The organism is Nocardia sp. NPDC003726 (assembly GCF_053586955.1).
The window spans coordinates 371,775-383,389 of sequence record NZ_JBSFNF010000001.1; the positions used below are offsets into that span (position 1 = coordinate 371,775).

The following is an 11,615-nucleotide window of genomic DNA, read 5'->3' on the forward strand; positions in this document are numbered from 1 at the left end:
GCTACCTCCCGAAGGTTGAGGCTTCATGACCACAGACGCGCACGCGGTGCAAGGTCAGGTGCCCGTGCGTCGCGGCCACCTCGGCAGTCACTTCGAAGCCGAGCCGCCGGTAGAACCGGAGGTTGCGCTCATCCGAGATTTTTAAAAAGTTAGGGACACCGGCCTGCTCGGCGGCTTTCATGCCGGGCAATACGATGGCTTTACCAAACCCCTGCCTTGCGCCGATAGCCGCAGCCCGTTCCGTGTCGGGATGCGTCCACACCGCCACCGCGTCACCATCGTCGGCGACCCATACCCGACCGTGTTTCAACCCGACGTGTCCCACCAACAGCCGCTGCATCGCGCTCACTCGTTCGGATGCCACCACATGACGTGCCGTTTGAGCATCTCGATGCGGTTGACGTGCCCTTCGACTGTTCCGCTGCTCCAGGACATGGTCAGCCCGGCGGTGACCGCGTCCTGGTCGCGGCGCAAGCCTCGGACGAACGAGTGCAGGGCTGGCTGGTCATCGTTGTCGACGGCGGTCATCCACTGTTCGAGATCTCGCCCGCGCCGCTGGGCCATGATCTCGGCGGAATCGCGGACATGCCCGGTCAACGCGGCAAGTTGCGGGCTGGCGGCCAGGATCGCGTCGAGGCGGGCCCGATGCTCGGGAGCGAGGGCGTCGGGGTTGGTCATGATCCAGCTGGCGACTTTCCGGACGGTCGGTGGCTTGGGTGGCAAGACCGGGATGTGCGCAAGGGCGCGGAAGGGCTGCAGGTAGTTGCGCACCATCTTCTCGCTGCCCCGATAGCCGTGTGTCCTGATCTCCTCGAATAGCCGAGTTGCGTTGGCGCAGCCCTCGTTCCACCGTCGATACAGGTCGGGGTTGTATGCCTCGAGCAGGCTGATGCGGTATCCGGTGCGGTTGTGGACCAGCAGCTCATCGGCCGATTCAGCGCGGGCGAAGCGGCACGCACCGGACACCTGTACGTTGCTCTCGTGTGCGCGCCGTGGTGGTCAGCGGGCGTCGAGCACTGCGGCGAGGACGGCGCGCGGGCCGGGCAGGTCCTCGATCTCGGCGGCGATTTTCCTCGCGGCATTCCGATAGGAGTCGTCTCCCAGCACGGCCGCGAGGGCGGTTGTGATCTCCGCGGGATCTTGCACGGTGCGAGCGACACCGCCGGCGGTGGCCCGGGCGGCGGTGATCGTCTGGTCCGCGCCTTGTGGCCACAAGATCATCGGGAGACCGTGCGTGAGGGCGGACAGTACCGTGCCGGAGCCGCCGGCGCTGATAACGATGTCGGTGTCGGGGAGCAAGTTGGCCAGCGGAGTGAACGGGATGCGGTGCACCGACGTGCCCGCCGCGTCGCCGACCGGCTCGCTGCTGACCTCCCGCGCTGCGCGCGCCGGATCGTGGATCGACAATCCCTCGGTCACCACGACATCCACCTGCTGCGGGCGCACCGCCTCGACGACGGCGTCCAGCAGATGCGGTTCGGAGAAGATGGTCCCGAAGGTGACGAGCACGCGCGGGAGTCCGGCGGGCGGCGGATCGAGCCGTACGGTGGCCTCGCCCGGGCGCCGATGCGCTCGGGGGCGCAGCGGTAGCCGGGGAATCGGAGATGTCCAGCCGGGCTCCTGCAGGACGGACGGGCAGGGGTCGATATAGCCGCGGGCGGCGACCGGTTCCAGCCCGCGGGCGGCATGGCGGGTGGCGGCGGTTCGGGCGATCTCGTCGACGATCACGGTGGGCAGAGCTGGACCGAGACCGACCTGATGCCACGGAATGTCCAAGGTCGCGGCGAGCAGGGGACCCACGGTGTCGAAGGCGTCGGCCAGGATGACGTCGGGGCGCCACCGCCGGGCGGCCGACGTCGCGGCGTCGGCGGTCCGATCCAACCGGGTGCCGCCGAACATCTCGCCGATCGTCGCCGGTGTGGGGTGGAAGACGTCCGCGCCGGTGCGTTCCGCCGTCTCCTCCGCGAACTGCAAGGGCATGGGGCCGGCCGCCAGATGCTGCACGCCGCAGGGCAACTCGGCCGCGATCATGTCGGCCATCCCGGCGCTGGTGAGAAGGGCGACGGTGTGGCCGTCGTCGAGCGCTGCGCCCATCAGGGGAGCGAGCGGCAGGAGATGCCCGTAGGCGGGCACGCCGCTGAAGAGAATACGCATGAGAACCCTTGTCTGTCGGATCAATTCGGGCGGCTAGCCTGCGCACACGCGCGTGGCCGATGCTGTGCTGTCCGGGTCGTCTGCGGGCAGGGGAATGGAGTGGAAGAGGGCGTCTGGGTCGTACCGCCGTTTGGCGGCGAGCAACCGGGTGGTGTTCGGGCCGTAGGCGTGGGCGATCCGGGCGGTGTCGCGGGGGCCGAGGAGATTGGGGTAACCGCCCGGCAGTGCGTCCGGCGTCAGAGCGTCCGCCAGGTTCGCCGCCCACGCGCGATGCGCCGGCTCGGCCGCGTCGCCGGGCTCCCACGCGGCGATCACCTCGACCGTCAGATGTGGGTGGCGGTTACCGAAAGCGGTGTCGGTGACCGGGATTCGAGCGGCGGCGCCGTGCAGCGTGTGCAAGGCGACCGCGGACAGCGGTGAGGTCGCCGCGCCACCACCGGCTTGCAGGACGTCGCGTACCGCGGGGCTCAGTTCCGGGACTGTCCGCGTATCGATCTCGATGTGCCTGCCGGGCGGGAACAGCGCGTCGGTGCCTGCCATCAGGTCGGGGAGGGTGACGGGACCGATGTGGACCAGGAGCGGATCACCGAGGCGGGCGAAACTTTCGACCTCGTGCTCGCCCGTCCGGGCTGCGCCGCACCACGTCGGCGCGACGAACACGGCGGGCGAACCGGTCGGCCCGGTCACAAAGCCGCTCTGGACGGTTAGTGCGTCCGGAGTGCAGGCGGGAAGGTACTCGGCGAGCCCGGCCAGCACGGTGCCCGCCTGCTCGGCGGGGTACATGATCATGCCGGACAACAGCGCAGCGACGGCGTGCAGCCGGATCCGCATCCCGGTGACGACGCCGAAATTGCCGCCCCCGCCCCGGACCGCCCAGAACAGTTCCGGCTCCCGCTCGGCGTCCGTCGTCACCAGCGAGCCGTCGGCGAGCACGACGTCGACCGCGAGCACATTGTCCACCGCGAGGCCGAAACGCCCGCTGAGCGGACCGTATCCACCGCCGAGGGACAGGCCGACCATCCCGACCGAGCCCGCCGTGCCGGTGACCGCGACAAGGCCGTACGCGTGCGCGGCTTCGGCGACCTCGGCGCTGCTCGCGCCACCGGACACCCACGCCACCCGTGCGTCCGGGTCGACCCGCACCTGCCGCATGTCCGACAGGTCCAGGGTCAGGCCACCGTCGGTCAGTGCACGTCCGGCCCAGTCGTGGCCGCCGCCGCGAACCGAGAGCGGCACACCATGGTCGCGGGCCGCGCGGACGCCCGCTTGCACGTCAGCGGGCGTCCGGCAGCGCAGCACGACGGCGGGACGATGCCGCACGGCGCCGTTCCAGACGACGCATCCGGCGTCGTAACCGGCGCCCGAGGTAGCGACCTGCCCGGACGTGACCGTGCGGTGCAACGCCTCGAGAAGTGGATCGAGCGGAAACGGAGACGGTGTGATCACGATTCACCTCGAATCTTGCGATGGCCGATGCAGGCTCCAGAGTAAGGACATATTCATCAGAGTCAAGCTCTGATCAATGAGCTACGGCTCGGTTATCTGGGGATGAGCTATGCTGAGGCGACCATGACCGAACCTGCGAAGTCCCGGCGGGCCGAGTACGCCGAAGCGACTCGAGCCGCGATCATCGATGCCGCCCGCGAGTTGTTCGCCCGGCAGGGCTATTTCGCGACCACGGTCGACGAGATCGCCAAGCAGGCCCGCGTCGCTCCCGCCACCGTCTACGCGGTCGGCGGCGGGAAGCAGGGCCTGTTGCGCACGCTGGTGGATCTGTGGAGTGAAGCGCCGGTCGTCGCCGAGACGCTCGAGCGGCAGGAGACGCTGACCGACCCGGGTGAGATCGTGCGGCACGCGGCAGCCACCGTGCGATCGATGCGGGAGAACTACGGGGACATCATGCGGGTGGTGCTCGCCACCGCGCCGCACAATGCCGAAGCGGGCGACGCGCTGCGGATCGCCACCAAGCGATACCGCGACGCCATCGCCGCGCTGGCGCTCCGGCTGAACGACGTGGGCGGCCTGCCGCCGGACACCACGGTCGAACAGGCCACCGACATTCTGTGGTTCTACTTCGGCTACTCCGGCTATTTCACCCTGGTCGACGACAACGACTGGACCTTCGACCGAGCCGAACGCTGGCTCGCCGAGCAGGCGCTGGCCGCGCTCAGGCGCTCAACGGAGTGAGTTCGGATCGAAAACCCGCGGGCAGCCTGCTGATTCCGGTGGCACAGTTGCGGGTTAGCCGACGACCACGCCGGTCAGCTCGTCGTTTGTGTCTCCAGACGTCGTATATTCATGTGCTCCAGCGGTTTCCGGGCTGGGCAGTTGTATCGCTCGGCCCTGTCGTCGCCGAGCGATCTTCATCCTCAGTGATCCGGCCAGCCATTGGGCTCGCTCGTCGGTCTCGGCGACGATAACCGCCACACTGATCGAGATTCGCGGAGCCGGGTACAGCGATGACGGCTGAAGCGTTCGCAGGTAAGTCTGAGCTGCTGCAACGGATTCAGCGGCTTCAGATGATGGGCGGCAACAAACGGGAGCACCAGTCTCCCAGCGATCCGGGCGGTGTGGTCACCGCTGCCGAGCATCCAGATTTCAGGTCTGTGCCCACTGCGGGCACCGCCGCCACTCGCCCACCCCGTTGTCCGCCTCGAACAGCGCGAGCAGTTCCCGTACCTGATCGTCGAATGGTGGGGCCGTGCGTTCCTGCTCGCCGCGCACGCGGTCAGGCTGGTTAGGTGAGTCCGGACGGGATGCAGCGGGGTGTTGCGGTGGGCGGACTGGGACGTCGATGGAGTACGTGACGACGTGGGCTATGTGGCCGAGCGGCTCGGCGACCGGGATGCGGTGTTGATCGCTGATGACACCGGGTTTCTGAAGAAGGGCATCCGCTCGGCCAGGGTGCAGCGCGAGTACTGCGGCACGGCCGGGCGGACAGAGAACTGCCAGATCGGGTGTTCCTCGGCTATGCCTTTCGCCGCGGACATGCCCTGGTGGATCGGGAGTTGTATCTGTCGGAGTCCTGGACCACCGACCGCGACCGCTGCCGCGCCGCCGGCATTCCCGACGAGGTGGAGTTCGCGACCAAGCCGCGTCTGGTGATGGCCATGCTGGAACGGGTGCTGGCAGCGAGGGTGCCGTTCGGGTGGTTCACCGCGGACGAAGCCTACGGTCAGGTCAAATATTTGCGAGTATGGCTCGAACAACACGACATCGCCCGCAATGACGCCGGATCCTCGGTCTGGCCGTAGTCGATGTGCGGGTTGGATGTACCCCAACATGACGTCCATGAATCGGTATGTCTTGCAGTAATGGGTGGCGGTGTTTTCGGGTCATCGGGTGGCGCAGGTGAAGAGCATGTTGTGATTCTGCGACTGCCTGTTCTGTCACAGCTGGTTGCCGATGTTCAGCCGCTGGACCCACGCGCAGTGCGGTGTCCGGGTCAACGGCCGACGGGGAAGTGCTGGGTCAGAGGGACTGCCAGGCGGGTGAGTTCGGTGCACAGGGTGTCTAGGTTGCCCGAGGTTTCGGTCGATGCGCGCACCTCGACGACGCCGGTCTTGATGCCATCCTGTGTGCCCTGGGGGATGTCGAGCAGGAGGGTGCAGGACGCACCGGGTACCTCGCGGGGCACGGCGAGCAAGGCACGCCGATCGCCCACCATGACCGGCCGGTGTTGGGTGAAAACCTCGTAGGCCCAGTCTGTGAACCGACTGTCCCGGGTGAATACGGCCACATCGTACGATGGGCCGGTCCACCGGCACTGTTTCGCCTCCGGGTACGGGATGTCCGTCTTCTTGGACTGTAGATTCAGGCCCGCTGCTGTGACGTCGGCGTCGGGGATCGTACACGGATCCCAGACCGGGCGGGGCGCAGTGGGTGTCGTGGGGTCCGGGGCCGTGGTCACGGCGGAAGCGGAGGTGGTCGCGGACTCGGGCCGAAACGTCTTGCGCGGCAGGCTCGCCGAAAGATTGTGGATGAGTGCGGCCGCGATGGATTCGGCGCCGGAGGCGAGGTCGTTACGCAATCCCGGTGAGTCGCCGGTGGGCGGAGTACCACTTGACCCGGACCAGTTCAGGCCTCGGGTGTGGACGTTGACGGCGAGGTTTCCGAGCCTGGTCCGCACCGCCACCGCAACCTGGTTCTTCCCCAGGGGCAGGGTCATGATGTCGGCGTGATCGCCGATGCCGCGTATGGGTGTCGGGGCTCCACTTGCCGAGGTGGGTTCGGTCTGGGTGGACGTCGTGGTCTGCCCGACCACGGCTGGGGTTGTCCACACCCAGAGATCGATCTTCGCCGTGCGCGAAAGAGGCTCGGGTGTGGACGCCTTGTCGGGGTGGGGAATCGGATCCTCGTAGGTGACCGTGCAGGTGAGCGTCTGCCCGGCCGCGTTGTCGAGCTTGGACGTGGTGACAGGCTGCGCATCCACCGTCGGCAGAGCGCCCGCGAATTGGTGCAGCGCATCGCCCGCCGCGGTGCCGATCTCAGCGCACGATGTGGGTAGTGCCGAGTATCCGGACGGATCCTGCGGCCCGGTCGTACCGCCACACGAGCAACTTACGGCGACTACGGCCCCTATGACCGCGATGCCTCGCTGTGATCGCGATCCGGCCCTCATCAGCTTCTCGAACATGCTGAACCCGCCTCGATATCGATCGTCACCGTAGGCGTGTCATCCCCGGTATCAGCGCACAGTAGCAGCCCTGTCCGGCAACCGAAAACCGATTCAGGCAAAGGCGGACGTGCAATGAGAACCTTTCATACAGAAACAAAACCAATCGTTCCGATGATAAGCACGGCCTTCTAATACTGTGACGGCAGTCAGGTGAGTGGGTGCCCTCGTCGTCGGTAGTGGGATAAGCGGGCTTGGTGTTGTCGTCGTCGGCGCCAGTTCGACCAGGCCCACACGTGGCGGGCGCAGCGAGCGCTGCCCAGGGCCAGAGCGATGGTCAGGCGTCGGATCTCCGGTAGCGTGAGGCCGATCATGCCTTCTTCGCTGGCAGTGGTTCCCCTTTTGCGGCAACGGCTTTCGCCCCGGTGAGCCAGGCCAGGGCGAGCATGGACAGGGTGATGTGGGCATACCAGGCCCGCCAGCTGCGGACCTGGTAGTGGTCCAGCCCGGCTTCGTTCTCGGCCTGCTGGAAACACTCCTCGATCCGCCACCGCGACCCCGCGATCCACGCCAGATCAGCGATCGTGGACCGGCGTGGCCCGTAGCAGACGTAGTAGGCGATCTGGGCGGGGTCGGTAATGCTGCGCCGCGCCAGCAGCCAGTGCCCGCGCCCGGGGTTCCCAGCCGATACGGATCGGCACCCGCGCCCAGTCGTAGTCGCGGGGTCCGTGCGCACCGGCACCGGCGGAGATCCGCTGCCATGCTCGTGCCGGCAGCGCGGCGACCAGCTCATCAGCGCGGACCTCGGTGAACATGCCCGTGACCAGGGTGTCGTTGCGGCGAGTGGCCAGCACCTGGGCGATGTCGTGTTGTTCGAGCCATACCCGCAGGTATTTGACCTGACCATAGGCTTCATCCGCGGTGAACCACCCGAACGGCACCTTCACCGACAACGCCCGTTCCAGCATGGCCATCACCAGCCGCGGCTTGGTCGCGAACTCGACCTCGTCGGGAATCCCGGCGGCGCGGCAGCGGTCGCGGTCGGTGGTCCAGGACTCCGGCAGATACAACTCCCGATCCACCAAGGTGTGGCCGTGGCGGGAGGCATACGCCAGAACACCCCTATCTGGCAGTTCTCCGTGCGTCCGGCCGTGCCGGAGTATCGGCGCTGCACCCTGGCCGAGCGGATGCCCTTCTTCAGAAAGCCGGTGTCATCAGCGATCAGCACCGCATCCTTCTCACCGATCCGCTCGGCCACACACGAGCGCACGTCGTCACGGACACCGTCGATGTCCCAATCCGCCCACCGCAACAACCGCTGCATACCGTCCGGGCTCACCTCACCAGCTTGCTCGGCCAGCGTCCACCCGTTCTTCCGCTCCCGGCGCGCCACCAACCCCGTCACGTACTCCCGCGCCCGGCCCCGCGGCTCCGACCGGGCGAAACGGCCACCGATCCTCGCGTGCAACGAATCCAACTCCGCTGCAACAACATCCACGACCACCCCAGCAAGCTACCGGACTGACTGCCGTTGCAGTACTAGGCCCGGTGTGCGCATCGGAGTTCAAAGTTACTTGCTCCTACCGAACCCAAGGCAAATCCTGCCAATCCAGTCTCCCGGGTGGCAGTGCGGAGTACAGGTTGGCCGGACCTCGCTGACGTTAACTCGGCTTCGGTGCATGTTGCGTGCAGCGTAAGTCACGACTGACGGGAATCTGTGCGCGAGAGGGGACACCCGCAATGGCTTTCTGACTTCTCTGACTGCTATGGGTGTTCGAGTGCAGAGATTCCTGTATCCGATCGCGCCGCCCGGCGTTAGATAGCCTGAAAGGTGGGAGAATCGCGGACGGGTGGTCAGGAGCCTGACATGCCCACGTTCCGTCACAACAGATCACGCGCATCATGACGCCGATCTGTCATTGCTCATCCGCCAATGCGAATCGCGAGGATGATAGACACGGTCTCGGATTGCGGGTGCCAACAGTTCCGACATTCCGTATACGACTTTGGCTCCGACCATTCATTCGCCACACTGCCCGACTGTGCACTGATGGCCGGTTAGTGCTGGCCACTCGTCCGAGAACCGGTACAGCTATGGCGGTTTCGCCCGCTGTACCAGATGTGTTGCGAGTCTTTCGAGTTGGCTCTGGGCATGCTGGACGCCCAGCAATCTTTTGTCCCGCTGGATGCTTCAAGCGCGGGGGAGCCGATTGTGTGCGCTAGCCCCAGCAACCGATGCGTTAACCACGGCAGCGATGGGCCTGGCATCATCAGAGTTGTTTGCCCCGAAAGCCCGAGCTGACAGATGATGCGGCCGCAGGATCGCGGCAACCGTTCCGGCCTGCCAACCGTCCTTGGCGCGATGCCTCGAAGCAGCAACTCGAGTAGCGCTCTGGGCATCCGACGGATTGAAGCTGCGGATCCTTTCCCTCGACGTGTCCGACCCGTATCCGCTGTGCCAGTGAGGCGATGCGTTCGACGACGACTGCCGGTGCCGCGCTGGCCACGCCCGACATTCCGTGGCGCTCGGGTACCCGGTACCGGTGATAGCCGAGGTCGTCGACCAGCTGTGCCAGTTCGACGCTGTTACGCAGCGCCATGCGCGCGTTCGACCGCTGCGTGATGGGAGCCCGCTCGCCAGCCAGCGGTCGATCGGCCCGACGACGACACCCACCCACCGCATCGTTCGATCGCGGCGCTCGTGGCCGCCCAAGACACCGATGACACCGACGTTCAGCGACGCACGCTTCGACAACGGATCACGGACGCCGAGGCCCGACTCGCGCGTCACCTCGCCGCCATCGAGGCCGGAGTCGATCCGCAAGCCCTCGTCACGGCCATGAACGCGGCACAGGCGGACAAAGCGGCAGCTCAAGCCGAGTTGAAGAGCCTGCCCAAGATCAATCGACTCACTGGTATCGAGATCCGAAAGTTGATCGACTCGCTGGGCGATATCCGCGCGGTGCTCGCTGCGGGGGTCCGGCCGAGAAGACTCGGTTGTACCGAGCCCTGGCCTTAGAAGTGCGCTACCAGCACCAACAGCAACTCGCAATCGTTGATGCCGCCCCCTGTGGGGTTAGCACTGGTGTCCGGAGGGGGACTTGAACCCCCACGCCCGATAAAGGGCACTAGCACCTCAAGCTAGCGCGTCTGCCATTCCGCCACCCGGACCGGTGTGCCCAGCAAGATTATCGGATCAACTCCAGATGAACCAAATCGCGGCCTGACCTCGGAAAACTTGAGCGTTCAGCAGAGGGGAGTGCGCGGGCCGCGCCGGGAGGGAGTGGCGCGGCCCGCGGACGATTCAGAGGATTTCTTCGAATGTGCGTTCGAAACCAAGGGCGCCTCGGCCGTCGGCTACCTGGCGGTCGAGGAGGGTTTTCAGGGGTGCGACGAAGTCCGGGGTGACGTGGGCGGCGCGGCTGGCGCGGGTGATCGCGTCGAGGGCGGCTTTGTGGAAGGCGATGGATTGGATGGGGTCGGTGTAGGTGGCGGTGTCGATGACGGCGCCTTGGTGCGGGAGGGACTGGGCCATCGCGCTGACCCAGGCGGCGGCTCGGCGGCCGAAATCGGCGGCGGGGACGCCGACGGAGCGCATCATGGCGGCGCCGTGCAGGAAGCCGCCGAACATGGCGTACATGGCGGCGAGTAGGGCGAAGTCGTAGGTCGAGGCGAGGCCCGCATCGTCGCCGAAATATTCTGCAGCGGCGATTGATTCGAGGATTTCGCGATGCGAGTCGAAGATCGCGCGGGAGCCGCTGTAGAGGATGGAGGCGCCCGGCTGGCCGATCATGGGCGGCACCGCCATGATGCCGCCGTCGAGGTAGTCGCAGTCGTGTTCGGCGGCCCAGGCGGCGAGTTCGCGGGCCTCGTCGGGGGCGGTGCTGGTCAGGTTGAGCAGCTGCCGTCCGGCCAGGCGGTCGGCTACCGGGTCGAGGGTGGCGTGCACCGAAGCGTGGTCGAGCAGCACTGCGATGATGAGACCCTCGGCGTCGATCGCTTCTGCGATCGTTGTTGTGCTGACGGCCCCTGCGGCCAGCAGTTCGGTGTCCTTGCGGGGAGTGCGGTTCCAGACGGTTGTCGGTACGCCCGCCTTCAGGAAGGCCGTGGCCAACGCCCGGCCCATCGCGCCGAGTCCCAGGATGGTCACCGGGGTCTTCATGGTCTCCGCCATTGCGGGTTCAACTCCTCAGAAAATGGAATGGTCCTGGTCAGCGCGCTGCGCTCCAGACTGCTCGGTGACCGGCGCGGAGGCAAGTACCCACTATTTTGTCCGGTACTTACCAATTGGTTTGTGAACAGGTGGAGAGGCTGAAGGATGGGTGCGAAGCGATCGGGGCCGTACTTCTGCGGGATCGACGCGGCGATGGATGTCGTCGGCGGCAAGTGGAAGGCGCTGATCCTCTGGGAGCTGGAGAACCACGGGGTTCGGCGCTTCGGTGAGCTGCGCAAGGGGTTGCCGGGCATCTCGGAGAAGATGCTCATCCAGCAGCTGCGGGAGCTCGAGGAGGACGGCATCGTCGGCAGAACCGTCTACCGCGAAGTGCCGCCGCGCGTGGAGTACCGATTGACCGAGATCGGCACAGCGCTCAACGCCGCGCTCGAGCCGCTGGGGGCATGGGGGCGCGCTCGGATCGATCGGATCAGGGCGGAGCGGGTGCATCAGTAGCCAAAAGTGAATCCTTCAAAAGTGAATGTTTCACCCGGGCAACACCATTGAGCGGAAGATCAAGCTACTAGTTGGTAACTTTAGTTACTTTTGTGCATCCGTCGTGTAATTGACGCCTAACCGGGGCCGTCGTATGTTCCACGTCACAACTTTTGCAAGATGTGGGTGGCTTTGCGG

11 protein-coding genes, 1 tRNA gene and 2 pseudogenes are annotated in these 11,615 nt (G+C 66.3%); 4 read left to right on the forward strand and 10 right to left on the reverse strand.

Translation table 11 applies throughout. The features are described from left to right. Position 1 precedes the first annotated feature (1 nt). The 4 genes from ACWDMM_RS01825 to ACWDMM_RS01840 are packed head-to-tail and all read right to left on the reverse strand — an operon-like array spanning position 2 to position 3,600. Positions 2 to 340, reverse strand: coding sequence for a GNAT family N-acetyltransferase (locus tag ACWDMM_RS01825; RefSeq protein ID WP_357207885.1), 339 nt, complete (start codon positions 338 to 340; stop codon positions 2 to 4). A 5-nt stretch (positions 341 to 345) separates the two neighbouring features. Beyond that, positions 346 to 966 (reverse strand): transposase, encoded by a 621-nt coding sequence (locus ACWDMM_RS01830; protein ID WP_357105410.1) that lies wholly within the window; start codon positions 964 to 966, stop codon positions 346 to 348. A 33-nt stretch (positions 967 to 999) separates the two neighbouring features. Further along, positions 1,000 to 2,154: a glycosyltransferase gene (locus tag ACWDMM_RS01835; RefSeq protein ID WP_449935500.1), complete on the reverse strand. Its 1,155-nt coding sequence runs from the start codon at positions 2,152 to 2,154 to the stop codon at positions 1,000 to 1,002. A gap of 33 nt (positions 2,155 to 2,187) precedes the next feature. Next, positions 2,188 to 3,600, reverse strand: coding sequence for an FAD-binding oxidoreductase (locus ACWDMM_RS01840; protein ID WP_195082956.1), 1,413 nt, complete (start codon positions 3,598 to 3,600; stop codon positions 2,188 to 2,190). 123 nt (positions 3,601 to 3,723) lie between these two features. Here ACWDMM_RS01840 and ACWDMM_RS01845 point away from each other — a divergent pair, with 123 nt between their 5' ends. After that, positions 3,724 to 4,341 carry a TetR/AcrR family transcriptional regulator gene (locus ACWDMM_RS01845; RefSeq protein WP_195082955.1) on the forward strand — a complete coding sequence of 206 codons (618 nt, stop codon included), beginning with the start codon at positions 3,724 to 3,726 and terminating at the stop codon, positions 4,339 to 4,341. 411 nt (positions 4,342 to 4,752) lie between these two features. Here ACWDMM_RS01845 and ACWDMM_RS01850 read toward each other — a convergent pair whose 3' ends face one another. Beyond that, positions 4,753 to 4,878, reverse strand: a complete 126-nt coding sequence (locus tag ACWDMM_RS01850) for a hypothetical protein (RefSeq protein ID WP_449935503.1) — start codon at positions 4,876 to 4,878, stop codon at positions 4,753 to 4,755. Between the two features lie 17 nt (positions 4,879 to 4,895). Here ACWDMM_RS01850 and ACWDMM_RS01855 point away from each other — a divergent pair. Beyond that, positions 4,896 to 5,375 (forward strand): annotated as a pseudogene (locus tag ACWDMM_RS01855) (IS701 family transposase); the annotation flags it as partial. A 224-nt stretch (positions 5,376 to 5,599) separates the two neighbouring features. Here ACWDMM_RS01855 and ACWDMM_RS01860 read toward each other — a convergent pair. The 3 genes and pseudogenes from ACWDMM_RS01860 to ACWDMM_RS01870 form a co-directional block, all read right to left on the reverse strand. Further along, the gene (locus ACWDMM_RS01860; RefSeq protein ID WP_449935505.1) at positions 5,600 to 6,790 is read right to left on the reverse strand and encodes a DUF3558 family protein; all 1,191 of its coding nucleotides are present in this window, start codon (positions 6,788 to 6,790) and stop codon (positions 5,600 to 5,602) included. A 364-nt stretch (positions 6,791 to 7,154) separates the two neighbouring features. Then, positions 7,155 to 8,273 (reverse strand): annotated as a pseudogene (locus ACWDMM_RS01865) (IS701 family transposase); the annotation flags it as partial. 766 nt (positions 8,274 to 9,039) lie between these two features. Continuing rightward, positions 9,040 to 9,369, reverse strand: coding sequence for a hypothetical protein (locus tag ACWDMM_RS01870; RefSeq protein ID WP_357105418.1), 330 nt, complete (start codon positions 9,367 to 9,369; stop codon positions 9,040 to 9,042). Between the two features lie 101 nt (positions 9,370 to 9,470). Here ACWDMM_RS01870 and ACWDMM_RS01875 point away from each other — a divergent pair, with 101 nt between their 5' ends. Further along, entirely contained in the window at positions 9,471 to 9,788 is a 318-nt protein-coding gene (locus tag ACWDMM_RS01875) for a hypothetical protein (protein WP_357105421.1), read from the forward strand. Between the two features lie 64 nt (positions 9,789 to 9,852). Here ACWDMM_RS01875 and ACWDMM_RS01880 read toward each other — a convergent pair. Continuing rightward, positions 9,853 to 9,940: transfer RNA gene (locus ACWDMM_RS01880), tRNA-Leu, on the reverse strand. A 133-nt stretch (positions 9,941 to 10,073) separates the two neighbouring features. After that, a complete protein-coding gene (locus ACWDMM_RS01885; protein ID WP_195082951.1) occupies positions 10,074 to 10,943 on the reverse strand; it encodes an NAD(P)-dependent oxidoreductase in 870 nt (289 codons plus the stop codon). Between the two features lie 144 nt (positions 10,944 to 11,087). Here ACWDMM_RS01885 and ACWDMM_RS01890 point away from each other — a divergent pair, with 144 nt between their 5' ends. Next, the gene (locus ACWDMM_RS01890; protein ID WP_449935507.1) at positions 11,088 to 11,438 is read left to right on the forward strand and encodes a winged helix-turn-helix transcriptional regulator; all 351 of its coding nucleotides are present in this window, start codon (positions 11,088 to 11,090) and stop codon (positions 11,436 to 11,438) included. Positions 11,439 to 11,615: the final 177 nt, after the last annotated feature.

Bases quoted from the DNA above. Each gene is read 5' to 3' on its own strand.
- ACWDMM_RS01825 (WP_357207885.1), bottom strand. From the start codon at position 340: ATGCAGCGGCTGTTGGTGGGACACGTCGGGTTGAAACACGGTCGGGTA.
- ACWDMM_RS01885 (WP_195082951.1), bottom strand. From the start codon at position 10,943: ATGGCGGAGACCATGAAGACCCCGGTGACCATCCTGGGACTCGGCGCG.
- ACWDMM_RS01870 (WP_357105418.1), bottom strand. From the start codon at position 9,369: ATGGCGCTGCGTAACAGCGTCGAACTGGCACAGCTGGTCGACGACCTC.
- ACWDMM_RS01860 (WP_449935505.1), bottom strand. From the start codon at position 6,790: ATGTTCGAGAAGCTGATGAGGGCCGGATCGCGATCACAGCGAGGCATC.
- ACWDMM_RS01835 (WP_449935500.1), bottom strand. From the start codon at position 2,154: ATGCGTATTCTCTTCAGCGGCGTGCCCGCCTACGGGCATCTCCTGCCG.
- ACWDMM_RS01890 (WP_449935507.1), top strand. From the start codon at position 11,088: ATGGGTGCGAAGCGATCGGGGCCGTACTTCTGCGGGATCGACGCGGCG.
- ACWDMM_RS01845 (WP_195082955.1), top strand. From the start codon at position 3,724: ATGACCGAACCTGCGAAGTCCCGGCGGGCCGAGTACGCCGAAGCGACT.